At 57.4% G+C, this 25,769-nt stretch carries 18 protein-coding genes and 2 pseudogenes; 10 read left to right on the top strand and 10 right to left on the bottom strand.

Annotated features, from left to right (window positions below):
- Positions 1–7 precede the first annotated feature (7 nt).
- From JL015_RS11345 to JL015_RS11310, 8 genes are read left to right on the top strand one after another with little or no spacing between them, the layout of a single operon-like run.
- Positions 8–1,999, top strand: coding sequence for a GumC family protein (locus tag JL015_RS11345; RefSeq protein ID WP_201018550.1), 1,992 nt, complete (start codon positions 8–10; stop codon positions 1,997–1,999).
- Positions 1,999–3,177, top strand: coding sequence for a glycosyltransferase (locus JL015_RS11340; RefSeq protein WP_201018549.1), 1,179 nt, complete (start codon positions 1,999–2,001; stop codon positions 3,175–3,177). Before JL015_RS11345 ends, JL015_RS11340 begins: the two co-directional genes overlap by 1 nt.
- Position 3,178: 1 nt before the next feature.
- Positions 3,179–4,495, top strand: a complete 1,317-nt coding sequence (locus JL015_RS11335; protein WP_201018548.1) for a cellulase family glycosylhydrolase — start codon at positions 3,179–3,181, stop codon at positions 4,493–4,495.
- 3 nt (positions 4,496–4,498) lie between these two features.
- Positions 4,499–5,722, top strand: coding sequence for a glycosyltransferase family 4 protein (locus JL015_RS11330; RefSeq protein ID WP_201018547.1), 1,224 nt, complete (start codon positions 4,499–4,501; stop codon positions 5,720–5,722).
- Positions 5,706–6,806 carry a glycosyltransferase family 4 protein gene (locus JL015_RS11325; RefSeq protein WP_201018546.1) on the top strand — a complete coding sequence of 367 codons (1,101 nt, stop codon included), beginning with the start codon at positions 5,706–5,708 and terminating at the stop codon, positions 6,804–6,806. Before JL015_RS11330 ends, JL015_RS11325 begins: the two co-directional genes overlap by 17 nt.
- Entirely contained in the window at positions 6,806–8,221 is a 1,416-nt protein-coding gene (locus JL015_RS11320) for an O-antigen ligase family protein (protein ID WP_201018545.1), read from the top strand. The genes JL015_RS11325 and JL015_RS11320 overlap by 1 nt, the downstream gene beginning before the upstream one ends.
- The gene (locus JL015_RS11315) at positions 8,218–9,039 is read left to right on the top strand and encodes an acyltransferase (protein WP_201018544.1); all 822 of its coding nucleotides are present in this window, start codon (positions 8,218–8,220) and stop codon (positions 9,037–9,039) included. The genes JL015_RS11320 and JL015_RS11315 overlap by 4 nt, the downstream gene beginning before the upstream one ends.
- A gap of 12 nt (positions 9,040–9,051) precedes the next feature.
- A complete protein-coding gene (locus JL015_RS11310) occupies positions 9,052–10,467 on the top strand; it encodes a lipid II flippase MurJ (RefSeq protein ID WP_201018543.1) in 1,416 nt (471 codons plus the stop codon).
- A 113-nt stretch (positions 10,468–10,580) separates the two neighbouring features.
- On the opposite strand, the gene JL015_RS11305 is transcribed toward JL015_RS11310, so the two are convergent.
- Together JL015_RS11305 and JL015_RS11300 are read right to left on the bottom strand one after the other, a co-directional pair.
- Positions 10,581–11,555, bottom strand: coding sequence for a hypothetical protein (locus JL015_RS11305; RefSeq protein ID WP_201018542.1), 975 nt, complete (start codon positions 11,553–11,555; stop codon positions 10,581–10,583).
- A gap of 17 nt (positions 11,556–11,572) precedes the next feature.
- Complete coding sequence (locus tag JL015_RS11300; RefSeq protein WP_201018541.1) at positions 11,573–12,184, bottom strand: NAD(P)H-dependent oxidoreductase; 612 nt, start codon at positions 12,182–12,184, stop codon at positions 11,573–11,575.
- Positions 12,185–12,272: 88 nt separating this feature from the next.
- On the opposite strand from JL015_RS11300, the gene JL015_RS11295 reads away from it, so the two are divergent.
- Positions 12,273–12,899, top strand: coding sequence for a TetR/AcrR family transcriptional regulator (locus JL015_RS11295; RefSeq protein ID WP_201018540.1), 627 nt, complete (start codon positions 12,273–12,275; stop codon positions 12,897–12,899).
- A gap of 231 nt (positions 12,900–13,130) precedes the next feature.
- Here the strand turns inward: JL015_RS11295 and JL015_RS28265 are convergent.
- The 7 genes and pseudogenes from JL015_RS28265 to JL015_RS11265 all read right to left on the bottom strand — a co-directional run.
- A pseudogene (locus JL015_RS28265) lies at positions 13,131–13,730 on the bottom strand (methyl-accepting chemotaxis protein); the annotation flags it as partial.
- A 258-nt stretch (positions 13,731–13,988) separates the two neighbouring features.
- Positions 13,989–14,771, bottom strand: a pseudogene (locus JL015_RS28260) (MCP four helix bundle domain-containing protein); the annotation flags it as partial.
- Positions 14,772–15,313: 542 nt separating this feature from the next.
- Positions 15,314–19,909, bottom strand: coding sequence for a hypothetical protein (locus JL015_RS11285; RefSeq protein WP_201018538.1), 4,596 nt, complete (start codon positions 19,907–19,909; stop codon positions 15,314–15,316).
- A 452-nt stretch (positions 19,910–20,361) separates the two neighbouring features.
- Positions 20,362–21,129: a PIN domain-containing protein gene (locus tag JL015_RS11280; protein ID WP_201018537.1), complete on the bottom strand. Its 768-nt coding sequence runs from the start codon at positions 21,127–21,129 to the stop codon at positions 20,362–20,364.
- Between the two features lie 102 nt (positions 21,130–21,231).
- Positions 21,232–22,005 (bottom strand): hypothetical protein, encoded by a 774-nt coding sequence (locus JL015_RS11275; protein ID WP_201018536.1) that lies wholly within the window; start codon positions 22,003–22,005, stop codon positions 21,232–21,234.
- 81 nt (positions 22,006–22,086) lie between these two features.
- Positions 22,087–23,022 carry a LysR family transcriptional regulator gene (locus JL015_RS11270; protein WP_201018535.1) on the bottom strand — a complete coding sequence of 312 codons (936 nt, stop codon included), beginning with the start codon at positions 23,020–23,022 and terminating at the stop codon, positions 22,087–22,089.
- Between the two features lie 141 nt (positions 23,023–23,163).
- A complete protein-coding gene (locus JL015_RS11265; RefSeq protein WP_201018534.1) occupies positions 23,164–24,273 on the bottom strand; it encodes an MBL fold metallo-hydrolase in 1,110 nt (369 codons plus the stop codon).
- Between the two features lie 194 nt (positions 24,274–24,467).
- On the opposite strand from JL015_RS11265, the gene JL015_RS11260 reads away from it, so the two are divergent.
- On the top strand, positions 24,468–25,088 hold the full coding sequence (locus JL015_RS11260) for a TetR/AcrR family transcriptional regulator (protein WP_201018533.1): 621 nt from the start codon (positions 24,468–24,470) through the stop codon (positions 25,086–25,088).
- Here the strand turns inward: JL015_RS11260 and JL015_RS11255 are convergent.
- The gene (locus JL015_RS11255; RefSeq protein ID WP_201018532.1) at positions 25,072–25,749 is read right to left on the bottom strand and encodes a DJ-1/PfpI family protein; all 678 of its coding nucleotides are present in this window, start codon (positions 25,747–25,749) and stop codon (positions 25,072–25,074) included. The two genes, JL015_RS11260 and JL015_RS11255, sit on opposite strands and share 17 nt — an antisense overlap.
- Positions 25,750–25,769: the final 20 nt, after the last annotated feature.

Below are 25,769 nucleotides of genomic sequence, written 5' to 3'. Positions count from 1 at the left end.
AAAAGACATGATCAATATTCGTTCATTCCGCGATCTGCTACGCCTGTTTTTTATCTTCAAGCGCGAAGTAAAGATCACTGTGCTGGTGACTTTCGTCATCGTTATTCTGGGCGCCTTCCTGCTCCCCAACCGTTATGAGTCTACGGCTCTGCTGCTGGTCAAACCCGGCCGCGACAGCAGCACCGTGCCCATCGAACTGTCCGACCGCCAGGCGATCGTCGTACCCAGCGGCCTGCGGGACCCGCTGCTGGACGAAGAACGCATGCTCACCGGACGCCCGATCATGCGCACGGTCGCCGAGAAGTACCTGAACGAACTGTCAAAGGCACAGCCTGAAACCGGCTTCCTGGTCACCGTGAAAAACGGCATCAAGTACGCCGTACGTTCGGTCTTCGATGCCGGCCACAGCATTCTGCAATTCCTCGGGCTGGCAGAAAAGCGCACCCCGGTCGAACGCATGGCCGAAGACCTGGAAAAGAACTTCAAGGTCCGTCACGAGCAGGGCTCATCAGTGATGGAGCTGACCTTCACCTGGAATGACCCGGTCACGGCACAGATCGTGCTCAAGACCTGGATCGATGAATACCAGTTGCAACGTACCAAGACACTGGGGCGCGTCAGCCTCTATGGATTCTACGAATCTGAAGTCCAGAAGATTGGTGCCAACATCATTTCGCACAAACAACAGATCCAGGGTTACCTGAACCAGTTGGGCGCGGTGAGCATTTCCCAGCGTCTGGCAGATACGTCACAGGGCCTCAATGACCTGCGCACCGAACGCAACAACACCATTCGCGCCATTGCTTCCACCAAGGCCGGGCTCGACACCCTGCAGAAACAACTGGCGGCACAACCCAAAACGGTTTCGGCAGGCCGTGAGCTGGCGCTGAACCCCAACCGCCAGGACCTGCAAAACCGCATCAATGGCAAGGAAGTCGAGCGTCAGGAACTGTTGCGTTCGTTCAAGGAACAGGCACCGCCAGTGCGTGCCGCCAACGAAGAAATCAACAACCTCAAGCAACTGCTCAAGGAGCAGGAAGCGACCATCCAGCGTTCCGAAAGCATTACGCCCAACCCTATCTATAACCGCATGCAAAACGTGTATGCCGACCAACAGACCAGCTATGCACGGCTGCAAACCCAATTGGCGCAGCAGAACGCACAACTGGCTCAACTGGAGAGCGACCGTCAGTTGGCCTTGAAACTGGAGCCGGAGCTTTCGCGTCTGCAGAACGAGCTGGATGCTGCCCAGAAAAGCTATGCGCTCTATACCGACAGCCTGGAAAAAGCACGTATCGACCGCGAACTGGACAACAGCCAGATCAGCAACATCGCCACGATCGAAGACGCCACCTTCAACGCCAGCCGGGTTTTCCCGAAAAGCATGCTGATGCTGCTTCTGGCCTTCCCGTTGAGTGCTGTCGTAGGCTTCCTGGCGCTGTACTTCTTCTATCTGCTGGACCAACGCATCCACGATGGAGACAAGATCGAAGGACGCTTTGGCGTACCGATCTGGACCAGCCTTCCCGATCTGGAACGCGCTCAGGAGCGCAGCGCGGCACTCACTGCCAACCTGCATCGCATATACGGCATCCTGCCCCTGGGTCAGGTTGCGGAAAAAGGCCTGGCCATCGGTTTTACCTCCGTGCATCGGGGCGAAGGTGTGAACTTTGTCATCTCGCGCCTGAGTACGCTGCTGGTCGAGCAAGGCCATACCGTGCGAACCGAAGGCCGGGCTCCGGCAAAACCGGGCGAGATCGTGCTGATCAATGCATCGGGGGTTTACGGCAACCAGGAAGCCTTTGTCCTGTTGCGTGATGCCGATCAGATCGTGCTGGTGGTGCGTGCCGAACAAACCACCGTACCGATGCTCGAAGACGCCCTGACTACATTGAATACAGCGTTCAAGAAGGTCGATGGCGTCATCCTCAACCGCCGTCGCTTCGAGGTACCGGAACACGTTCTGAAGTTCCTGAAACGCATCGGGAGTCGTGCCTGATGCGAATTGCCCTGCTCGCCCCTCTGCCACCGGAGCAGAACGGTATCGCCGATTATGCCGGACATCTGAAACAGGCTCTGGAAGATCTGGGCGTGCAGGTACATACGCCTTTGCAGGGGATCGGCAACGATCCTCGCAAGGCCGAGCAGCGTGTCGCCGAAACCGACTGGAGCGGCATCGATCTGGTCCATGCCGAACTGGGCGGCGGACGGCTGGCAGAGTTCCATGCCTTGCGGGCATTGCGTCAACGCTTCCCCCGCTTGCCATTGAGCGCCACCGTGCATGACCCGGAGCGTCTGGTATGGCGTCGGGAAAAACTGCCATGGCCCTTGTCTCTTGCCAGCGGCATGCGCGCTCCCCTGCCGGAAATAGCCACGGTGCTGGCTGATCCACTGTGCCTGCGCGAGGAGCGTCAACTGGCAAGAAGCATGACCCGCCTGATCACGCTGACTCAGGCGGGCAGCCAGAGCCTGAGGCAACGCATGGGCCTGCAACAGGCGCAGATGGCCGTGATCAACCATGGCAACCTGGCAATCGAGCCGGTACCGCTGCCGCCCTTGCAGCCTCTGCGGTTGCTGTACTTCGGGTTCATCTACCGCGGCAAGGGTATTGAGGACCTTCTGGATGCACTGGCCAATGTATTCCTCTCCCAGCCGGAACTGCGCCCTCGTGTGCGCCTGACACTGGCGGGCGGTAGCGAACCGGAAATGGCATTCGGGCCGTCAGGCAGCTATCTGGATCAGTTGCGCCTGCGTATCCGGCAACTGGGTCTGGTGGATCTGGTGGACTGGCAACTGGACCTGCCCGCCGAACAGATCGCCCATGTCATCCAGGCCCATCATGTGATGGTCCTGCCCTATCGCGAGTCCAGCAAATTGAGGATTCTGGGCAAGCTGCGCGGTACCAGTGGCGCGTTGTCCTGGGCCACCGCCTGCGGGCGCGGGGTCATCACCTCGGATGCACGCTCGTTTGCCGAAGAAGTCTCCCATGGCAACGGCATGATCTACCCGCAGGGCGATGTAGAAGCACTGACAGCCGCCTTGAATCTTGTCTGCGCAGCACCGGACATGACCATTGAATGGGCCGAGAACGCGACGCGCATAGGCAAGACCCGAGTCTGGAGTCAGACGGCAGAACGCTTCAAGGATGTATTCCGGCAAGCATGCGAGGTGAACTGACATGCAGTGCAGATCAAGATCATGGCTGGCTATCGCGGCACTACTGACAAGCGCGATGCTCATGGGAACCGTCGCTCAGGCCGCGACCATTCTGCAAGCACCGCGTGCAGTGGTCTGGAAGGACTTTCTGGGCGTCAACGTGCAGTTCCAGTATTTCGCTCCAGAGGTCTATCAGCAGCAGATGGCGCGCCTGGACGCACTCGGGCTGAACTGGATACGCCTGACCATTCACTGGCCAATCATCGAGCCCGTCCAGGATCAGTACAACCTGACAGAGCTTGATGCTGCCATGGCCGCGATCAAGACTCATGGCTATAACACCCTCGCCTATCTGGTGGGCTCGGCACCCTTTGCCAGCAACTCGGCGTCCAGCGCAGCGAGCCGCGATCAATATCCCCCCAGGGACTTCAATGTCTTTGCCGCGCGCATGACGGCGCTGGCCCAGCGTTATTCCCATGTGAACAACTGGCAGGTCTGGAACGAGCCCAATATCGTCTGGCTGCCACAGGCGGACCCGGTCGCCTACAGCAATCTGTTGACCACCACCGCCAATACGATCCGTGCAGTCCTGCCGGACAAGACCATCGTGACCGCCGGCATGGCCTATTACAGCCAGATGCAGCATCGCTCGGGCTACATGTTGCAGACACTGGTCGAAAACAATCTGGGTTCGCAGAATATCGTGGCGGCTTACCACCCGTATTCCGAATACCCCGAAGGTGACTCGGTCGCAGACCGGGATTTTCTGGTGCGTTCCAACGCCATGAACCAGTTGCTGCACAGCAATGGCGTCTCGCAGGTCTGGGCCACCGAATGGGGCTGGTCGAGCTATGCCGGCCCGGTGGAAATGCAGGCCATCATCGGTATCCAGGGCCAGGCCGACTACACCCTGCGCCGTCTGGCGCTGATGAGCGCTCTGGATTTCCAGCGTATTTTCCTGTTCAACCTCAGCGACCTGGATGAACGCGCCAGCGCCCGCGACCAGGGTTACGGCCTGCTCGACCTGCAAGCCAACCCCAAGCCTGTCTACACTGCGCTGCAAAACTTTCTGAATATCACCGGCCCGCGCCTGGAGCCCGCCGCACCGCCCGCCGTCAGCACAGTTCCCGATGACCTGTTTGCCGTGCCATGGACACGCAGCGACGGCAAACATCTGCTGATGTTCTGGAGCGCCACCGGCACCACTCTGAACTTTCCGCAAATCCATGAAGGCATCGTTCATGACCCTCTGGCCGGCACACAGACGCCATTGTCTGGTAGCCAGGGCATCAGTCTGGCGCTCAAACCTTCCCTGCAAATTCTGGAATGGAATCCATAAGCCATGCGAATTCTATGGACGCTACCTTACTTGCCCTGGCCAACCACCAGCGGCGGCAAGACCCGGGAATATCATCTGCTGCGCAATCTGGCAGCACGAGGCCACCGGATAACCCTGCTGGTGCAATCCAAGGTTGCGCTGGATGATGCCTGCCGCAGCGCGCTGGAACCCTGGCTGGAGCGCTTGATCGTCATTGATCGACGCCCGCTGTTCAGCCTGCGCACGTTGCTGGCTGTGGCCTTCGCACCGCCTCCCATGCTGGCCAGCGTCAACGGCTATGCGCCGAAACTGGAAAAGGCGTTCGAAAAGCTGCTTGAAGAAGACTGGGACATCATCCAGCTTCAGCACACCTATGCCTTTCAGCCATTCGAGCGGGCGCTCAAGCGTTCGGGCAAACCGTTTGTGCTTACCGAGCACAATGTCGAATCGGCGCTGGGTGCCGCCAGCTATGACCGTCTGCCCCGCTGGGCAAGCGCCTTCGCCGTCTATGATCGCTGGCGCTACCGCCGCTGGGAGCTGAGGGTCTTCCGTCAGGCCAGCGAACTGGTCGCCGTCACCGAGGATGATGCCAAGGCTCTTTCACGCCTGAGCGGCCGGGCGACTTCCATCGCGGTCAACAGCGTCGATTGCAGCTATTACGCCAATGTTCACGCAGACCGTTACAACCGCCGCCTGCTGTTCATCGGCAACTATGAATACGGCCCCAATGTGGACGCCATCGAGTGGGCGCTGGACGAAATCATGCCACTGGTATGGGAGCTGTCCCCTACAGTGCGCTTTGCCGTGGGCGGCTTCGGCATGCCTGAGTCCTGGCGCGAGCGCTGGACGGATCAGCGCATCGAATGGCTGGGCTTCGTGCCGGACCTGCGAGCCTTGCAGAGCAGCGCTTCGATGTTTTTCGCGCCACTGCGTCAAGGTGGCGGCTCGAAGCTCAAGACTCTTGAATCCATGGCTGCCGGCCTGCCCGTGGTCACCACCGGGCAGGGTGTGTCGGGCCTGGAAGTCACCAATGGCGAGCACTACCTGGGCAGCGAGGACCCGTTACAACTGGCACGCCTGATCGCCGACAACATCGACAGCCCTGCACGCCTTATCCAGATTGGCGAAGCCGGACGTGCCTACGTTCGCTCACGGCATGACTGGTCCGTTTCGGCCGCCCAGCTGGAAGGCATCTACACCCGACTTTCGCCCCCAAGCAAGGATCTCGCGCATGCGTATCGGACTTGATTACCGCGCTGCGGCCGGTTACCCCATCAGCGGCATCGGTCGCCAGAACTTCGCGCTGGAAGATGCCTTTCGCGCTCACCCCGACGTGCAACTGCAACTGTTCGGGGTTGCTCCTTACGATCATCCGATCCGGCGCCTGATCCATGCGCCCAGGTGGGCGACCCCGCTGAACTCGGTGCATCGTCTGCCGGATCGCCTGGGCTTCGAGGGCCTGTTTCTGCCCAAGGCCCTGCGCGACACGGAAGTACAGATCTACGTGGCCAACATCAACATGGGCCTGCCTCTGGGTCGCAAACCTGCCAACGTGCGCTACGTGCTGCAATTGCATGACCTGTTCCAGATCACTCAGAAGAACAACCACGGTTCGCGACTCAAGGCAGCGTTCTATCGCCTGACGGACTACCTCTCGATTGCCCATTCGCTGAAAGTGGCCGACGTGGTATGGGTGCCTTCGCAATTCACTGCAAATGAAGTCATCCGCCTGTTCCCTTCAGCCCGTAACAAATTGCGTACGGTGCCGTTGCTGGTCGAAGGCTTCAAAGGGGAACCTGCCGATATCAGCGAGTTGCAATTGCCCGAACGCTACTGGTTATGTGTCGGCACTCGCGAACCACGCAAGAACATTGCCTGGTTCGTCGATGCCTGGCAGAACGCCCGTCTTCAGTTCCAGACCGTACCGGACCTGGTGCTGGTCGGCGGCAGCGAGCCCTTGAACGAATCCCAGCGCCGCTTGCCGGGGCTGCATGTGCTCAGCGGCATCAGCGATAGCGAACTGCATGCGGTCTATCGCAACGCTGACCGCCTCTGGCAGCCCTCCTATGCCGAAGGCTTCGGCCTGCCGGTGATCGAGGCCTTGAGGGTCGGCACACGGGTTGCCGTGGCCACCGGTTCGTCGCTGGATGAAATCACCCCGCCGGACAGCCCGCGGTTTTCGCCCACCAACAGCAGCGCACTGGTCCAACTGATGGGAGAGCTGTCCACTGCCCCCGAAGAGGACCCCGACATTTCCAGAGCCTGGTCGGCCAATTATGCTCCAGAGGCTTTCTACAAACGCCTGCATGAAGCCCTTGAGGAGTTGCGCTGATGCCGGTAGCGATGCCCCTGGGATTGTTTTTCGGCCTGGTCTTCGGTGTCATGATCTGGCTGTTGCCTCCTGCAAAAGTGTTGCTGGTCGCTGTCGGAACTGCCTCCATCATCACCGTGATCCGCCAGCCCATTCGCGGGCTGCTGCTGTTCTGTGTGATCGGTGCATTCATTCCCTACTCCACGATCCAGATCGGTATCCGCACCACAGTATCCGAAGCACTGATCATGCTGACCTGGGCCAGTTATCTGTTGCAGGCCATGTTCTTCGAGCAGCCCCGCGTGCCGAAGATGATGCGCACAGAGCGTCTGCTGCTGGCGCTGATGCTGTTCAGCGCCTTCCCGTTCCTGGTCGGCCAGTTAACGATCGTTTCCGACGGCAACGGCCCCATCAACTGGGTACGCTGGCTGTTCAACCTGTCGATCCTGTTTCTGGTGCCGCGCCTGCTGAGCGATGGCAAGGCCCTGGAACACGTGATCATCGCCATGCTGGCCGGGACCCTGATGTTGCTGGCGCTGTCGATTCCGACCTACATCATCAGTGGCTCGGCGTCGGCCATCACGCCGATCCTCGCGATCATGGGCTACGGCGGCCTCGACGTGCTGAGCGAGAGCCTGCTGTCGCTTGCCAGTCGCATGGGTTCACCGTGGTTGCACCCCAACGTGGCCGGTGGTGCCATGGCCATGATCCTGCCGATTGCGTTCTGCTTTGGCGTCACTCGCAGCGGAGGACCGCGCTCCCTCGGCCTGCTCGTCGCGGCGCTGGGTGCCATCGGTCTGCTGCTGACCGGCTCGCGGGGCGCTCTGGTGAGTCTGCTGGCAATCATGCTCTGGATGGCGCGTCGGCGTCTGCCGTATCTGGGCCGTCTGCTGGTGGGTGGCGCGATAGCGGGCGTGTTGCTGCTGATGTTCTATCCGCCCTTGCAGGACCGTCTGCTGGGCCTGTTCAGCAACGATGACACCAGTACCGCCATTCGCTTCCTGGAATACACACACTTCCCGCAGGCCATGGCCCTGTTTCCGTTTGGCATCGGCTTCAAGATCGATCCGCCCGTGCCGGGCTACACACAGTTCGGTATTTCCAACCTGTGGCTGAACTTCATCTACAAGATGGGCATTCCCGGCATGCTGCTGTTCATTGCCGTGACCGTAAGCTGGTGGAGAGAGGTGCGCCCTGCTCCAGGCCCGATCATCCTGACCCATGACAACGCCATTGGCCTGGGCTGTACCGTCGGTGTTCTGGCGGCACTGTTCAGCGGCCTGTTCGATCACTACTTCAGCTTCACCAGCGTGCTGGTCGCACTGTTCTGGCTATTCGTCGGCATCAGCCTGCACGAAGCCAAGCGCCTGCGCGCCAAGGCTGCAAAGACCTTGAAATCCCTCGCCGCCCCAACCGACCAGGGAACCGCTCGATGAAACACCGCATGATGCATTCGCATAACCTCAGAGAGGCTCTTCCCGACTACGCCCGCAAGATGGGCGTAGACCTGGAAGAATTGCAGGCCACCTACCAGTGGATGCTGGACAACGAGGTGTGCTTCGAAACCCGGATCAAGAACACCACCCTGTCCTTCATCTGCTACCTGAATATCGAGCCGAGAATCGAAAACCCTCTGGCCCGACGCTTCTATCGCCTGCTGGCAAGCGAAACCCTGGGCGCATTGATTCCCTTGTATGGAATCAACTGGCCAACCCTGCGCGACCGCATGCTGCGTACCTGGGAGCAGATCTACAACATTCTGATCTGCAAGATTCCCAGCCACACATTGCGCCTGCTCTGGCTGCGCATCGGCGGAGCAAAGATCGGCAAGGGTTCAACGGTCTGGCGCAATACCGAGGTGCTGGGCGTGGACAGCCTGCGCATCGGTAACGACTCCACCGTCGGCTGGCACTGCCAACTGGATGCCCGTGGCGGTCTGGTGATCGGTGACCATGTGACCATCGCTTCCCACGTGCTGATCATCGCGGGCGGGCACGACCTGAACGAACCCGAATTCTGGGCAGTGGGCGGCCCGGTATTCATTCGCGACTATGCCTGGATCTGTAGCCGCGCCCTGCTCTCGTTCGGTGCCGATATCGGCGAAGGTGCCGTGGTCGGTGGCGGCAGCGTAGTGTCCAAGCCGATCCCGGACTACGCCATCGTCAGCGGACCGAACGCGGAAATCAAAGGCGAGCGCGCCCGTAACCTCAAGTACAAAGTGGGCGGCAAAGGCCTGTTCACTTTGTTCCATTAAGCCGCCTGCACAATGCTCGGTTCGACCTTGTGGCTGACGCTGGCCACGCTGACTGGCCTGGCGGCCGGATTTGCCCGCGAGTGGCTGCTGGTCGCCGCCTGGGGTGCGGGCAGCCAGAGCGATGCGTTTCTGGTATCGATGTTTCTGCCCGAAGCCTTGCGCATGTCACTCGCAGCCGGGCTGCTGAGTGCGGCGGCCTTGCCTCTGTATCAACAACGCTCTCCTGAACAGCAACAGCGCTGGCTTCAGGCACTGACACCACGCCTGCTGATTTTCGGCGTGCTGCTCAGCCTGGTGCTGAGTTTCGGTGCCGGGCTGTGGGTTCGCCTGATCGGGCCAGGGCTCGACAGCGACGGTTACGCACAGGCGGGCAGCGGTCTGCACTGGCTGGCATGGTGTGCGCCGGGTTTTCTGCTGCATGGCTTGCTGTGTATTCCACTGCAAGCGCGTTCACGCTTCGTGCTGGCGGGCCTTGGATCGCTGCTGTTCAACCTGCCGCCGGTGATTTACCTCGCCGTGCTCAGCCACTCGGCGACGCCTGCGGGCCTGGCCTTTGCCTGTGTGCTGGGCAGCCTGCTGATGCCGGGCGTGCTGCTGCCGACACTCTATCGCTCGGGCTGGCGTCCATGGCAATGGCAGACCGAACAGGGCGCGGTGCGTGAATTGCTGCAACGGATCGGCCCACTGCTGAGCAGCAATCTGGCCAGCCAAGGCCTGGCGCTTCTAGAGCGAATGGTCGCCTCGTTGCTGGGTGAAGGCGCAGTGACCTGGATCAATCTGGCGCGCAAACTCATCAATCTGCCATTGATTGCCCTGATGAGCCTGAACCAGGTACTGCTGGGCTTGATGAGCGGCAGCGCGAACACCCAACGCCTGTCGCTGCTGCGCCGTGGACTGGGCAGCGCCACATTGCTGACACTGCCGGCAGTCACCGGCCTGATCGGCGCTGCAGGCGCGCTGGTGATGCTGTTGCTGCCCAATCAGACCCACGATGGGCCACTGCCACAATTATTGGCCTGGTTTTCAGTGCCCTTGATGTTCGGTGCCTGGAATGCCCTGCTGGCTCGCTATGCCTATGCGGACGGCGACACCCGCTTGCCATTGAACTGCGAGTTGATCGGCAGCCTGTGCAATGCCTTGCTGCTGGGCACACTGCCGTTCTTCCTGGGTTTGACCGGTATCGCCATCGCGGCACTGGGCGGCGCGCTGGTCACCGGCCTGCTATTGATGCGTCGCCAATCCTTGCTTGCGGTCGTCCCATGGCGCAGTCATTGGCTGCTAGCCACACTGTTCATGTTACTGGCCGCCCTGTTGCTGCATCCCTTGCAGGATATCTGGACTCAACTGGCACTTGGCTGCGCCTATAGCGCCGCGCTGATGGTCGGGCTCGCGTTGTGGCTGAAGCCGTGGCGACCTGTTCACGAATGAGCGGACGACATGCTTGTTCCGGGCGGCATTGCGACAACCGAGTGCGAAGCGCTCGCAAAACCTGCGACTGCCAAGCAGCCGGTCGCGAATGAATTCGCCTACGCCCGATGGCCTCATGAACAAAGCCACAACACCATGAAGCCAAAGACAAAGTTCAGGACGAAAGGAACCTTGCGGATGTACCAGCCCGGAAAATGACTGGAGGCCCGTAGCGCCGCAAAGGGTGAAAGCGAGAAAAACGCCAGCGCCCGGTCGACGGCAACCGGGACCTTGCCACGAGAGCGCGGCGGCCCGGGCCTGACCCCGGCACTCCAGATCATCTGGCGAATATATCGATAGAAGCTTCGATCAGTGACTTGCATGGCGTTGATGTAATCCAGCAAGGTCAGGAACATCTCTTTCAACATGACTTTTGCCCCCAGCAAAGGCAACGCGGCATAGGCCAGTAACATCGTTACCTGAATGACAAGCCTGACATACCCGCGCCAGTCGTCCACCAGCTCAAAGTAAGCCGTCGGGGTCGCGCCCAGAGTAATGATGAGCGTGGCGACAATCGCAAAGAAGCCCACCAGCAGCGTCATGAAACGCCCGGATTCCGGAAAGCTGAAATAAAACCGTTTGAAGTCACTGGCCTGATCATCACCGGCCTTAGAACAGATGCGCTGCCAACTGCACCACTGCTCCTCCAGCGCCAAAGCCTCATTGGCCAGTTGCTCATTTGCGCACTGGTAACGCTGACGAAACCACTGCTGCTCCTGAACCTGCAGGCCGATATGCATCGTGCAGTCCTGAGGTCTGGCGATACCCGCCACCCGCTCGATGACGTCGGAGCGGGTAATGGCGATCACATCCACGCAGCGCATAAGAGCGATCATCAACACCGCCATGCAGTACGACATCCATGCGATGGTATCGACAAATCCGTCCACACCATCGCTGCCGATCCTGTACAGCATGAAGATGGAAATGATCAGCAGGTAACCTGAGGTGACTGCATACTCGCGCTTCCTGAACAGACGTGCGAACGGCAAACGTACGAACAACTTTCGGTGCTCGCCGATATCATCCTGAATTTTCTGAATCTGCATACAACGCTACACCTTGCTCAAACAGGCTCACCCAGTAACTCGGTATCAAAAATCCGGCGCCCTATTGTACGTGCTGTATCAAGATGAGCAGCCGCATCCCGGGTTTCGGAATCCGGCAAGAGTTCAGAGGTTACGACACGGGCACCGCAATAATCGAAAATGCCGTGATCGATCTGGGTCTTCATCGCATTCAGATAACCATGCTTCGTGAAAGTACCCGCATCGGCACCGGCGACCCCCACCAGGTGGACATTCAAATGGCCAAGCTTCTTCACCAGCGTGGCATCGGAGCTGAAGTCAAACGCCCAGCCATTGGAAAATACCCGGTCAATCCAGCCTTTGAGGATCGCCGGCATCGACCACCAATAGACCGGATAAACCAGTACCAAGGCATCCGCCCGCTCGATCCTGGCCTGTTCTGCGAGCACATCGGCAGGTGGCGAAGCCTTTTCGCGATGAACAGCGTGATCGGCCATGTTGAATCTCGGATCGAATGACTCGGCAAACAGATCCGCGATTTCAAACGTATGTCCGGGATCGGCAAGCATCAGCCCTTCTGCGACCTGTGCCGCAAGGCTATGGGTGAGTGACTGGGGGTCATGGTGAGCGACCACGATGAGCGCATGCATAGCGAACACTCCTGTTGATTGCGGATAAAAGACGACGCTTATATACTTTTAGTAAGTTACGCCATTAAGTTACTTTTGGTAGGTTTCCATGTCAAGCACTGACACGTCAGCACAGAACCCGGCCCCACAACCGCGCCGCCGGTTATCGCGAGATGACCGACACCGCCAATTGCTCGACGTGGCATGGCAACTGGTGCGCGAGGAAGGGACTGAAGCGCTGACGCTTGGGCGGCTCGCCGAGCAGGCTGGCGTGACCAAGCCCGTGGTCTATGACCATTTCGGCACCCGTGCCGGATTGCTGGCAACGCTCTATAAGGACTTCGATGAACGCCAGACAGCCCTTATGGACGCGGCCTTCCAGACAAGCGATGCGACCCTGATCAACAAGGCCGATATCATTGCATCGTCCTATGTGGACTGCGTCGTTTTGCACGGGGGCGAAATATCCGGTGTCGTCGCCGCACTGGCCAGCTCACCGGAGCTTGAGAAGATCAAGCGGGAGTACGAGGCCATCTTTCTGGAAAAGTGCCGAAATGCCCTGGCTCCGTTTTCACCCTCAGGCGTCATTTCACAGGCTGGCCTGCGAGCGATGCTTGGCGCTGCAGAAGCCTTGTCCAATGCCGCTGCGAGCGCAGAGATCACCTCAGCCCAGGCAAAGGCCGAACTGCTGGAAACCATCATTGCGATGGTCGAAAGGAACAAAAAACCTTCCTGAATGAAAAAGGCAGGATCACTCACCCTCAGTGATCCTGCCCTCCTCTAACTCATGCCGATCACTTAAGGCACAACACAACCTCGTGGGAGGCAGCTTGCTGGCGAAAAGGCCTGAAAACCGGCAGATATTCTGCGTCTACGTGAAGTCGCCAGCAAGCTGCCTCCCACAAAGTGATTTACGACCTTAACTGATCGGCATTACCCTCCTCTAACCCTGAAAAGCGCTAAAACCTCAAAGCTGGAACTTCGCCACCAACACGTTAAAAGACGTGGCCAGACGCGAAAGCTCCTGACTCGAAGCACTGGTCTGGTTGGCACCCGCCGCGCTCTGGGTCGACAGGTCCTGGATGTTCAGCAGATTGCGGTCCACTTCACGAGCCACCTGGGCCTGCTCTTCGGAAGCCGAAGCAATCACCAGATTGCGTTCGTTGATGGTCGCGACACCGTCAGTAATCTTGACCAGCGCCGAACCCGCACGCTCTGCCAGCTCCTGAGTATTGGTGGCCAGCGACAGGCTCTTGCCCATGGCCGCGACCGCACCATCGGCACCCGCCTGGACGGAACCGATCATGCCTTCGATTTCCACGGTCGAAGCTTGGGTGCGATGAGCAAGGGCACGCACCTCATCGGCCACCACGGCAAAACCGCGTCCCTGCTCGCCGGCACGGGCCGCTTCAATGGCAGCGTTCAACGCCAGCAGGTTGGTCTGTTCGGCGATGCTGCGAATCACTTCCAGCACCTTGCTGATATCACGGACATTACCCGCCAGTTGCGCGACCGCTTCGGTCGACTGGGTAATCTCACTGACCATGGTGGTGATGCCCTTGACGGTCTGATCCACCTGACCACGGCCTTGCACAGCATCTTCAGTAGCGGTTTTCGAGGCTTCGGACGTCGAGACGGCGTTGCGGGCAACTTCTTCGACGGCTGCGGTCATCTGGTTGACGGCAGTGGCCGCCTGCTGGATCTCGTCATTCTGACGGGTCAGCCCGCGAGTGCTTTCGTCTGTAACAGCACTCAACTCCTCGGCTGCTGAAGCCAGTTGTCCGGACGCGCTGGCGATCTCCTGAATGGTATGTTTCAAGCCGCGCTGCATGTCGGACAAGGCATTGAGCAACTGCCCGGCTTCGTCGCCACGGTCGGAAGCGATCGATAGTGTCAGGTCACCCTTGGCAATACGCTGGGCACTGGCGACCGCAACGGCCAGCGGACCGGTGATCATGCGCGTGATCAGAATGCCCAGAATGATTGCGACCACAAAGGCAATCGCAATCCCCGCCAACAGCAGCAGCGTAGAGCTGGACTTGAGTTCGGCGGCAGCAACGGCACCTTCCTTGATCTGACGATTATTGGAATCGATCATGACCCGCAACAGGCTACGAGCTTTTACAAAATCCTCGCCAGACAAGGTATTCAGACGACTGCGTGCTTCGGTCAGATTACCCGCCGTCATGAGTTCAGACACCTTCCTGGCACCCGAGATATAAGCAGGCATGAGCTTCTCGAACTCATCACCGGCAGCACGCTCATCGTCTTCCAGAGGCGTGGCGCGGTAGGTTGCAAAAACCTTCTGCATACGCTCCAGATCCGACGCCAGCGCCTGGCGAACCCGCTCCTTGTCCGCCTCCGGGACACCGCCATCCTGGGCATCGAGCAATCTGTAGAGCCCACGGTTATGGGCTGTAAGGCTGGTCAGGGTTTCATTGGTATTGCCCACCGAGACCAGATTGTTGGAAAAGGTCAACGCCAACGCATCGGACAGCCTGCTGACTCCAACCATACCCAAGCCACCCACAGCCAAGGTAATAAGGGCACAAACGATGAAGGCTGCCAGCAGCTTGGTCGAGAATTTGGACTGACTCAGAATATTCATGTTGCGAACTCACAAGGAAGGAGAGGGAACCTGATGAAAGATTTTTTAGGAAGCGGCATTGTGACATCATTGTGACGCCATAAATTCGCCGCTCATTCATAAGATTTTGCTTTTTTCCTGCATTTTCTTTTTTTGGCAGGTGATTCAGGCGGGTGATCAGGCTTTATCCTCCCGGCAGACAGCCCACACATGGCCCCTCAGGGTGCTTTGGCTTCCCTGATTCCTCGCGATAGAACGCTAAAACGGACTCCCTGCCTGAGAAGCCGATGCCATAAGCATGAAACTCACTGGCTTGGGACATTGCACTCAATTTGACCGCACGTTCGCATTGCTACTGACCAGTCATTTGCATTCAACTTGACCAGTTGTTTGCATCGAATTTGACCAGCGCACTGGGTGTCACGTGACCGGCGGAAGTCTGCCAGAAGCGGACATAGAGGTGAGATTTCCCAGGGCAGCTTTGCGCTCTTATCTCAGCCACTCGCAAAGTCGATACCTACCGACGAAAGCGGCCACGCTTTCGCCTCTGTCTTCGCACTTCATTATTTGAAACTCAACATTACAGATGAGGGAGCTTTTTCACCAAACAGCTTCTCTTGGCGCTTTTTCTGGACCTTAATTGCTCTGTTGCTGATCTCCCGACTTATCGTCGGCATAAACGCCGTGAAGATGGCTGTTGGTGCTATCGAGGCTTCGGACCATAGGTCAAAACGGCCATCGACGATTTTCATAAACAGAATGGACGCGCTCCAGAAATCCTCCTGCCGTTGGGCATTTAGCATCTTTGCATACCAAGTCTTTGCCCAAAGATTCCTTGCATACGAATCGCTCGCAGTTGAGTGGGCATTGCCAATGAAGCCCTCGGTGCCGTCGAAGCGGGACAGAACCGCCTCAGCGTGGACGCTATCGTCGCAAAAGCCTGCAATCATGAGCGCAAGTGCTGTTTCGTACGGCCGGTCCGTGGCAAGAAGTTCATCAATGTAGGTCTGTAGAATTGCCACCTTTCCGCAGAGATGGGCTGCGATGACCTCGCGCGCGATGTCGCTGTCACTTTGCGGTGTTCGTAGGCGCCTTTTGCATATGTCCAACATCGCCGGGTTAGCAGTGTTGCTCCATAGGACAATGGTCTCTACAGGGCTTTTTGCAGCGCCGGTGACACGACGTATGGTCGGGTCCAATGCCAAAATGCGGGTAATGAACTCAGGTGCTAACGGATTGCCGCTGGTGCCGAGTGCGACCGCTACCTGTAGGGCGACGTGGTGAAGATGACGGAGCTTTAGATCGGAGGTGGCGACCAACATCCGGAGCCAGCGCTGATCGCGATCAGCATCCTGTCCGATGATCGATTTGATGCCGTCGAACGTGAGATCGGAGAGTATTAGGTCTGCTTCAACAGCCGTAAGCTCACCGGCAAAGCGTTCATAGGCGTTGTTCATGCGGCGTTGGCGATCGTCGAACTGTTCTTCCGTTTCCGAAAGCCGATTCATCTGGGATGTGAAGTCGTTTTCCGACGGAGCCCGTTCCGTTAACGAAACCAAGGGAGGCGTGAGGTCGGACACTGTCGGCGCCCCAGTCTCAATCTCCGGCAACTCCACATCAGCCTCATAGTCCAGTGCCTTCACAAGCGCGGCTTCGATGCGAGCGGCGATGGCATCATCCTGTTCGGCAGGTAGCGTTTCGGCGGCGAACCCGTAGTGTGACACGTTCATTCGATCAAGCGCGGACTCCGTCTCTATCAGGCCCGCTTCCAACGCTTTCAATATCGCGGTGGACCCATGCCACTCCTCGAAACTGTTGTCGCGCTTGTTCGGCTTTTCCGCGCTCCATCCACTATCTATGACTTCCTGTAGTAATGAAGTGTCGCCGCTCGATGCGGCGAGGGCGAGCGCTTCATGCCGGAGATTTTTGAGTGGAGATCGGATGAAGCCTTTGACAATACCGACAGAACGTGGTGTGAGCGGCGATTTAGAATAGTGGATTGAGGCAAGAACTGCTGTCTGCGCATGCTCATTTCCACTCTGCAGAACACCCTCCAGCACCTGTTCCACTTTTTCCGGTGTGGCACTGCGCACGCATGAGAGCAGCTCCAGTAGGAGGGTCTCGCCCTGCATTTTTGCGATCGCGTCGAGCTGCTCTTCGGCGGTGAAATGCGGCAATGCGATGATCGCGGAAAACTGTGCCGTAAGGAATTCGTCCCGATCGTCTTGCCCGTCTTTATGCGACGCGGTGCTAGATACACTGGCCGACAGGAAGCGTTGGGCAAGGTCTTTTGTGAGGGCCGCACTATGCCGTAAAAGCATCAATACGCCCTGAAGCCGCGTATTCCCGCTACGGCCGAGCACTTCGCTCGCGAGTGCACGGTGCGTGTGTATCGCGTCATCAGGTACGAACCGTGCGACACCGGCCCGAGCGCCGCGGAAGTAATGGTCCTCTTGGGCCATTCCCCGGCTCATGGCAATTTTTTCTGGGTCAATCTGTCGATAGTTTTGGGCTGTCGCGATAACGTTCTCTGGTTCAACGGTATCGGGATTGCAGGGATCAACAGCGCTGTAATTTTTTTTTATAGACCAGCCTTCAAAGCGTTCTTGGTCGCGTGTGAGTTCACCGTGGATACGGGCCCCCTCTTTGGCGTCGCCGACATCCCCGGTGCCGTACAGGATGCCGACGCGTGTCCACGCCCCCACGCTGGACGAGTGTTCCGCCGGCAGCGCTTCCAATCCCTTCAGTATTGCTGATCGAGTCTCCTGCCAATCGGCGCGGTTGTAGTGAAGAACCTGCTCGAATTCTGCATAGGGCACCGACGTTGATGAATTGAGTGCGACAGAAAACCGCCAACGGACAAGATAGGTTGCGATCTCTTCTAGCGGCATACCAGCCAGAAGATAGAGAGCGAAGCGACTTATATCATCGAACCTAGGGTGCGGAGCGATTACGAGGTTCCTAGTCATGAAGGATCGCTCGACTTCAGTGAGGGCAGCCTGACGTTCTTGAATGTTAGCCAAGACTCTATTGCGCTCTTCGTCAGCCTGAGTGACAGATCCATGGCCCGACGTCCGGTGTAGCCCTCGTTCTGGTGCAAGCGAATAGAAGGACAGCCAACGCTTCGTAGATTCCAAAATGTGCTGCCAAATTCCCGGCTCGTCGCGCCGGTTGAGTAGCGCGTAGAGCAGCCACTCTTTGCTGGCGATGTGCTCTTGAGACAGATATACATTTTCAGCGGCTTGCAGGAAAGCGAGCGGGGCCGATTTTGCTAGCACGGCGAAGGCGTCGGCCTGGCTGTTCGGAAGATTCTGCAGTGATACGAATTTTTCGATCAGCGCGGAGCGTATCTCGGGGCTCGTTTCATCTTCAAGGCAAGCGATCTGCGTTGCGAGCAAGATAACCTTGGCCGTTTCATCAAGTGCGCTGATCGGCTCCAGTATTGTCGCTAGCTTTTCTCGCGGGTCGCGTTCGTTGCGCAACTCGCGTTCGAGTTGGCCGACGAGGTAGAGCGCGAGTGCCAGGTTGAGACCATCGAGTTTTATCTCATACTGTGACGCGCTTCCTTTCACCGAGGAGAAGAACCGGCTCGATGCAACAGCTTCGAGTTGGGCTTCTTGGACGGCATCGAACAGCCTAAGATCATCCGTATTCTGCGCATTCGCTCGCGCCAATACCTTAGCTGCGAGGTCTTTCAAAAGGTCGGCGAATGCGGGCGCCGAAACTGTAGCCGCCCCGTGCTGCTCCATTCTGCGCATATGCTCAAAGAGCAGCCGCCCGACGCTTAGCTCATCCAAAAGCTCGATAGCCTTGGCTTCTATCAGCTCAATAGCGATACCAAGAAGTCGGGGATTCCTAACGGATTCGAGAACCTCAATCCTGGTGTTAGAGAAGTCGATGCCGCGACTGCCCAATATCTGTTTCACGTCATTGATGGACCACTCGGCCAGCGTGATCGTCCTTACTGCACAAAATATCGTTTTTTTGAGATACGCCCAGTGCTGCGCACGGGTGGTGACCACCAGGCAGCCGCCCAGTTCCTTCAAACGTAGCGCGGCGCGATCGAGCCAACGCCCCCAGTTCGACTTGAGCGGTTGGTTAAGCCCGTCCGCTATAAGGGTTACGCGGACGGAGCTTGCCGGAATGTTCGTGCGCCAATCTTTGAAGCGGCGCCGCCAGCGCGCGATCACTTGCGGCGTAACATTTCCATCTGTCTGATAGATCAGTTTGCGAATTAGGAAGTCATCGAAGTCTTCTGTATCATCTCCGGTCAAATCGTCGGCAGGACACAGGACGAGAAGTGATTTGGGATTGGACAGATTCCAGCCCTGGACAGCCAGCCAGGATTTTCCGACTCCCTCTTCACCGACAATTGCGTAGATTTCGCTTTCTGGAGCTCCGGAGAATGCCTTTGTAAGAAGCGCACGCTCAGGTCGGTCGAGTGCCGAAGGGCCGGACGGATCAAATGGGGAGAGTGGTTGGCCGAGCTCGGCGCGCGCCTGCACTTTGTCTGTGAACAACCGGCCCAGCCATTCTTGGTTGAGCGTCTTGGCGTGGCCCAACCCAACGTCTGTGGCGAGTGACTTTCTGAGCGCACTCAGCCTTGAGGGATAATCCCCGTGTTTTTCAAAGTGGTCGATTGCTTTGATAGCGGGTGCGATAAGACCCGATCCAAGCTTTCCGGTGAGTCCTTGTTCGATAATTGCTTTGGATTTTGAACCTGCCGCAACAGTGGCGACGAGCAGCGCCCCGAGATCGTTATTTGACCAGTCCAATACCGTGAAGCCGAAGCCGTTCTTGGCCGAAAATTTCCGCCCGTCTTCGACTGTTTGGGATGCCACCTCGCATGTTGCTCCGAGTATCCAGAGATCCACCACGCCGGTGTCGTCGTTCGCAACGTCGAAAAGCTTTGTCGAAATATCGTTCTTTGAAAGGCCTTCTTTGTAGCGTTTGCCCTCGAAATATGTGGCCCCGCCATCGAACGCCGAATCGCCGTCTCGTCCTCGCTGTGTACCTGACTTTGCGAGACGGAAAGATTGTCCTGTGATTTCACCCAGTACGACTCCGAGCAACCCTTCAAATCCTTCTGGGCCTGAAGGATCGAGGGCTAAAAGGGCGTCCTGTAGAGCCTTCGCGTGCGTTTTATCTGCTGTGTTCATGCTGGAATGACGGTTCCACAAGTGTTGCAGCCAATGGGAGTTAGAGGGCGTAGCTTTGTCAGGTGAACGCTTTGCTTCACCTCTTGGCTAGGTTCGGAAGAATAAAGGTGCCGGTTGCAGAACGACAACTTTCCGGACCTCCCGCTTTTAAAAGCAACGAATGTCTCCTACTGGCCGATTCTGTTGAAAAAGTCGGCTTCTGGAAGCTCTGCTCTCGGGCAGCTCAAAAAGCGCTTAATTTTGGTGTCGCTACGCAAAATCTAAGACAGATCTATCCTCTGAACGAACCAGATTTCAACCTCGCTCACGGTCTTTCATCGGCAAAAATCGTGGCGGGCCTTTTTCAACAGAATTGGCCGTTAGGTGTCCTCCACGAGTGGCAACTATGAATCGACTTCTGCCGGTCACAGCGCGCCCAGTACGCTGGTCAAGTCCATGCAATTACGCATGGCTCACTCTCTACGAGACTGCTTGCTGAACTCCACCTGCCAGCCCCGGTTAACATACCCTTTACTTTCCTTGTTGAATTTTTTGAAAACTTCCTCTTTTACAGAGTAATCCACCAGCAGGAAGCTTTCCCTCTCTACAACCGACGCCTCCATATGCTCCGCAATCTGGCGCGCAAGCAGGTTGTCATGTGTATGAAGCCTCCCAGAGTTTTCAATGGCGATAGCGGCTATCAGCAAGTCGTTCCAGCTATTTCTAAAATTAGCCTTTAGAGAGCTTTTTTCCTTCAGTGAAGACAGCAAATCCTGAGCTTTTTCTATGGCTTCACTGCTGAGAGGGATGCATTCTATTTCGCACTCCAGAAGGAAACTGAATTTTCTCTTCAGCGTTTTTCTTTTTTCCTTGGGCAAATGAGAGATGACGCTATTGAAAAGCTCCGACGATTTGTTGTTGATGATCTCCGACATCGCATAATTTCCAAAATGGATGATCGTGGGGTGAATGGCCCCGAAATCCATCTTCACCCAGTCAGTACTCATTTTTGAAAACGCATGATCCCGACGCATAAGTCTGTCAGGAAAACTCATGGCGGCATGGCGCTGGGAAATCAAGGGAACATAATAGTTGGCACTGACTGGATCAGGGCTTACAGCCCCAAGAAACTCGGACGCCACAATGGAGGAAACTCTCGCACCTTCGACATCAACACGCTCAGTATTCTGGATGGCCGCAATCAGGATTTGGGTATCAAGAAAGTCTCTTGGATTATCCATAATTAACACTCGATTTGATGATGACGATATTGGCCCCTGACAAAATGCAAAGAACAAGTCATTCAGGTTCAAGCGGAACGACTTGCCGGGGCGTTAAATAAATCAAAGCGGCTGCGGTCCACCCTTCCACGGCATGTATTCAACCCGCACAATCCCCTCGGCCACGCCTTGCGGGTTGACTGTAAAGCCAGGTAATTGCCGCAGGTTCATCTGCTTGCATTGCGCGCTCAAGCGGGACTGCAAGTCGCCATCGAGCTTGAATGCATCAGGCCTTTGACGGCTGGCCCTGAGGTTTACCAGGCAGCCCTGCACTTGGCCCTGGGCATTGGCGACATAACGAAAATCGGCATAGCCGATGCTGGAGGCGGGCTGGTTATGCAGAGTCTGTTCCCAGAAAAAGCGGCTTTGCGCGTAGCGCGTAACCCTGCCTGTGCGTTTGAGCCCGAGTTCTTCAGTGTCCTGATCAGACGAGAACAAGAGCGGTGCCAGGATATCTGCTGTCCCGTCGGTATCGTAAAGCTCGGTCGGTACAAGGGGGAACAATGTGCTCCAGCACACGTCTTTCACCAAGGCCGCAAGGCGTGGATCGACAGGCTGAGATGATGAAGTATCTGGTGAATACGGCTGCGCCTCGCAGAGGATTACTTCATTGCGGCGATTGATTTTTACTCTGAGTTTCACGTTTCCATCTAAAAGTTCGCTTCTGGCGACCCGAACATTGCTGCTCAGGGCAACCCGAAAGCCTATGGAAAACTCTTCGAGCTTTTTGATCTGTTCTGGCGTCGATTGGTCCGTCGTCGGCGATTGGCAGCCTGCAATCGCTAGCAATCCAGCGATCGCTGCGGCCTTGGTCAGATCAAAGTGAATCGCTGACATGAAACGTCCTTGATAGATGCCCGGAATAAAGAGCGCGCAATGCTACTGATACGCAATTGCGGAGTCCATGCATTCCTCTGTTTACAGCAACCCCTGCTCCGCACAAACCTTCACCACCTGCTCGCGAAACCAGCCATTGGCTTCGTCTTCCTCGACTTCCCTGCTCCAGGCCATGTCCAGGGTGAAGCCTGGCAAGTCAGGGGGCAGTTCAAATACGGCAACCCAGGGTTCGGTGGCCAGCAAGGTCTGGATACGGCGCGGCAGGACCAGTATGAAATCGGTCCCTTCAAGCATTTGCAGGGCGGCGCGGTAGCTGGTGGCGCGGGTGATGATATGGCGTTCGCGGCCCTGGCGATGTAACCAGCCATCCACCATGTTGGTGTCGGACGTCCAGGGGGTCGGGTACACATGATGACGCTGAGTGAAGGTTTCGATATCGATGCTGGCACACAGCGGCGCGGATTGCGCGTCCATCACGCAGACCAGATCGTCTTCGAGCAAGATCTGGGTCGTCAGGCTCTCGGGTACGCGATGAAAGCCTGGCCCAAAACACAGGGCCAGATCGAACTGGCCTTCGCTCAAGGACTGGGCAGGCAATTCCTTGTTGAGCTTCTGGACATTGACAGTGACGGTATATCCGGCAGCGATGAACCCGCGCATCAGGTGCGGCAAGACCAGCAACTCGAAATACTCTGGCGCGCAGACCGTGAAGGTTGTCTGCCGGCTGGTGGGGTTGAACAATTGCAGCCCGTCATGGCACAGATTGATCTTTTGCAGGATCTGCTGCACATGACTTTGCATGGCAATGGCCTTGCGAGTCGGACGCATCCCGTTACGGGTGCTGATGAACAGATCGTCCTCGAAGTTGGCGCGCAACTTCTTCAAACAGTAACTGACCGTCGACTGGCTGACATGCAGTGCTTCCGACACCAGCGTCAGATTGCGCAGCTCGTAGACCGAGGCGAAGACCATCAGGTCCTGCATGTCGAGCTTTCTGAGAGCATTACTGTTGAGCATCGAGTCATCTCATGGCACTGACGGCGGATCGGGTCAGCGCAAGAAAGATAACATCAAAATACGATCACGCCGCCTCCCCTTCCATAAGCTTCGCTCTCTTCGGGGCCAACCTCGTTACACGGTGTAACAGGCCTCGAAACATCAGGCATTCTGCCGACGGCAGTTGCCGCAACCTTGAGATTCGCGCCTGGTAACGGCAGCCTTGACGGTCTCTGCCGGCTCGTCGATTTCATCCACTTCCAGCCACCAGGTTTCGCCACGGCAAGGATACTGAATGTAGAACGGCTGCCCCATTCGCGGCGTGGTAATGGAAACATTCTGCTCCCACGCCAGTGTCAGAATGCGGTCGAACGGTTCGTGCCAGGCATGCATCGCCAGATCGAACGTGCCGTTATGAATCGGCAACAGCCAGCGGCCACCCAGGTCGATATGCGCTTGCAGCGTCTGCTCTGGCTGCATATGCACATCCGGCCACTGGACGTTGTAGGCACCGGTTTCCATCAGCGTCAGGTCGAAAGGTCCGTATTGCTCGCCGATGGTCTTGAAGCCATCGAAGTAGCCGGTGTCGCCACTGAAGAAGATCCGCTGCTCATCCGTGAGGATCACCCAGGACGCCCAGAGGGTTTTATTGCTGTCGAGCAGGGTCCGTCCGGAAAAGTGCTGCGATGGCGTAGCGACGAAACGGATGCCCGACACTTCGGTGGACTGCCACCAATCCAGTTGCCGGACCTTGTGCGCAGGCACACCCCATTCGATCAAGGTATCGCCCACGCCCAGAGGCGTCAGGAAATGCTCGGTCTTGTCCATCAGTGCCTTGATGGCCATGTGATCAAGATGATCGTAGTGGTTATGCGACAGAATCACCGCCTTGAGTGGCGGCAGTTCTTCAAGGCTGATCGGCGGCTGATGAAAACGTTTCGGGCCAGCCCACTGCACCGGCGAAGCGCGCTCGGCAAAGACCGGATCGGTCAGCCAGAACTCATTGTGCAATTTGAGCAGCACTGTGGAGTGCCCAAGACGGAACACCGTCTTGTCCGGTGCCGCCAGCAGTTGCTGGCGCGACAGGGGTTGAACAGGAATCTCGCCGGCAGGCCGGGTTTCTCTGGGCTTATTGAACATGGCATTCCAGAACACCCCGAGCGTGCGGACAAACCCCAGCGACTTGACTGGCGCGTGGTTACGGTAGCGCCCCTCGTGACGAGACAAGACAGGCAATGAAGAAGCATCGGTTTTAGGGGTTGTCATGGCCATGATTTGCAGACTCCTGAGAACAGGTCGAGATTCCTGACATGCGGCTTCAAGCTATACGCACCTTACGGGGCGTAGCATGAAAAATGTGTAACAGTGTTTTACACTACACGGTGTAGTTTTAAGCTTGCATCATTCACCACGACAAGTAAACTGCCGAGTGTACTTTTCTCTAAACGCACGTTTGAAGCGAACTTATGACAGCACCCATGCGACTTACCGACCAGAAACGCGAATCCATTGTCATGGCAGCCATTGCCGAATTTCGTGATCGTGGTTTTGAAGTCACCAGTATGGATCGCATCGCTGCGCGGGCCGAAGTTTCAAAACGTACGGTCTATAACCACTTCCCCAGCAAGGAAGAGCTTTTTGCGGAAATCATCCAGCGCCTGTGGACGTGCGCGGCCCCATCGCCCGATGCGCCTTATCGACGCGATACCAGCCTGCGCGAACAGTTGCGCGACTTGTTGCGACACAAGATGGACTCCCTGACGGACAGTAACTTCCTGGACCTGGCACGGGTGGTCATCGGCGCCACCATTCACTCTCCCGATCGTGCTCAAGCATGGATGACACGTATCAACGAGCGTGAAGAGACGTTCACCACATGGATTCGCGCCGCCCAGAATGATGGTCGCCTCAAACCCACCGACCCCGGCTTCGCCGCCTCCCAGATGCATGCCCTGCTCAAGTCCTTCGCCTTCTGGCCGCAATTGACCCTCAATGCCGACATTCTCACCCCCGAAAAACAGGATGAAGTGATCGAATCGGCACTGGACATGTTTCTGGGCTGGTACGAGATCAAGCCCGGTCAGTGATGCGCCCGACGATTTCGTGCCGCTGCTCAAGGGATGCGGCCAGACGCTGATGAGTCATGGCCAGAATCCTGGCGGGCGCAGTCGTTGGATTACCCGCATTGAAAGGCGGTGCCGGGGCGTATTCCAGCTGCAACTGAATCGCCTGGGCCTGTTCTTCATCGAAGAGTTCAGCCACCAGCGTCAGGGCAAAATCGATCCCTGCCGTCACCCCGCCACCGGTCACCAGATTGCCATCGCGTACCACACGCCCCTGAGTGGCAATGGCCCCAAAGGCCGCCAACAAAGGATGCGAGGCCCAATGGGTGGTTACCCGTCGTCCTTGTAAAAGCCCCGCGGCCCCCAACACCAATGCGCCAGTACACACGGAGGTGACATAACGTGTCGTGCGAGCCTGGTGCCGGATAAATTCCAGAGTCTGTTCGTCCTCCAGCAAGGCGTTGATGCCAAGACCACCGGGAATGCAAATGACGTCCAGCGGCGGGCAGTCATTGAAATCCACCGTCGGCAACAGCGCCAGTCCGGTACTGGAGGTGAGCGGCTCCAGGCTCTTCCAGACCATATGCACCTTGACCCCCGGCAAAGAAGCAAAGACTTCGTAAGGCCCGGTCAGGTCCAGTTGCTGAACATCGGGAAACACCAGCAGGCCGATATGCAACGTCATCTCGGTAACTCCATGCAGAA

The organism is Pseudomonas cichorii (assembly GCF_015471405.1).
Taxonomy (GTDB): Bacteria; Pseudomonadota; Gammaproteobacteria; order Pseudomonadales; family Pseudomonadaceae; genus Aquipseudomonas; species Aquipseudomonas serbiensis.
The sequence above is the reverse complement of the archived record's forward strand: the minus strand, read 5'-3'. Positions and strand labels throughout refer to the sequence as shown.

Excerpts from the sequence above, each read along its gene's own strand:
- JL015_RS11345 (WP_201018550.1), top strand. The coding sequence starts at position 8 with ATGATCAATATTCGTTCATTCCGCGATCTGCTACGCCTGTTTTTTATC.
- JL015_RS11340 (WP_201018549.1), top strand. The coding sequence starts at position 1,999 with ATGCGAATTGCCCTGCTCGCCCCTCTGCCACCGGAGCAGAACGGTATC.
- JL015_RS11335 (WP_201018548.1), top strand. The coding sequence starts at position 3,179 with ATGCAGTGCAGATCAAGATCATGGCTGGCTATCGCGGCACTACTGACA.
- JL015_RS11330 (WP_201018547.1), top strand. The coding sequence starts at position 4,499 with ATGCGAATTCTATGGACGCTACCTTACTTGCCCTGGCCAACCACCAGC.
- JL015_RS11325 (WP_201018546.1), top strand. The coding sequence starts at position 5,706 with ATGCGTATCGGACTTGATTACCGCGCTGCGGCCGGTTACCCCATCAGC.
- JL015_RS11320 (WP_201018545.1), top strand. The coding sequence starts at position 6,806 with ATGCCGGTAGCGATGCCCCTGGGATTGTTTTTCGGCCTGGTCTTCGGT.
- JL015_RS11315 (WP_201018544.1), top strand. The coding sequence starts at position 8,218 with ATGAAACACCGCATGATGCATTCGCATAACCTCAGAGAGGCTCTTCCC.
- JL015_RS11310 (WP_201018543.1), top strand. The coding sequence starts at position 9,052 with ATGCTCGGTTCGACCTTGTGGCTGACGCTGGCCACGCTGACTGGCCTG.
- JL015_RS11305 (WP_201018542.1), bottom strand. The coding sequence starts at position 11,555 with ATGCAGATTCAGAAAATTCAGGATGATATCGGCGAGCACCGAAAGTTG.
- JL015_RS11300 (WP_201018541.1), bottom strand. The coding sequence starts at position 12,184 with ATGCATGCGCTCATCGTGGTCGCTCACCATGACCCCCAGTCACTCACC.
- JL015_RS11295 (WP_201018540.1), top strand. The coding sequence starts at position 12,273 with ATGTCAAGCACTGACACGTCAGCACAGAACCCGGCCCCACAACCGCGC.
- JL015_RS11285 (WP_201018538.1), bottom strand. The coding sequence starts at position 19,909 with ATGAACACAGCAGATAAAACGCACGCGAAGGCTCTACAGGACGCCCTT.
- JL015_RS11280 (WP_201018537.1), bottom strand. The coding sequence starts at position 21,129 with ATGGATAATCCAAGAGACTTTCTTGATACCCAAATCCTGATTGCGGCC.
- JL015_RS11275 (WP_201018536.1), bottom strand. The coding sequence starts at position 22,005 with ATGTCAGCGATTCACTTTGATCTGACCAAGGCCGCAGCGATCGCTGGA.
- JL015_RS11270 (WP_201018535.1), bottom strand. The coding sequence starts at position 23,022 with ATGCTCAACAGTAATGCTCTCAGAAAGCTCGACATGCAGGACCTGATG.
- JL015_RS11265 (WP_201018534.1), bottom strand. The coding sequence starts at position 24,273 with ATGGCCATGACAACCCCTAAAACCGATGCTTCTTCATTGCCTGTCTTG.
- JL015_RS11260 (WP_201018533.1), top strand. The coding sequence starts at position 24,468 with ATGACAGCACCCATGCGACTTACCGACCAGAAACGCGAATCCATTGTC.
- JL015_RS11255 (WP_201018532.1), bottom strand. The coding sequence starts at position 25,749 with ATGACGTTGCATATCGGCCTGCTGGTGTTTCCCGATGTTCAGCAACTG.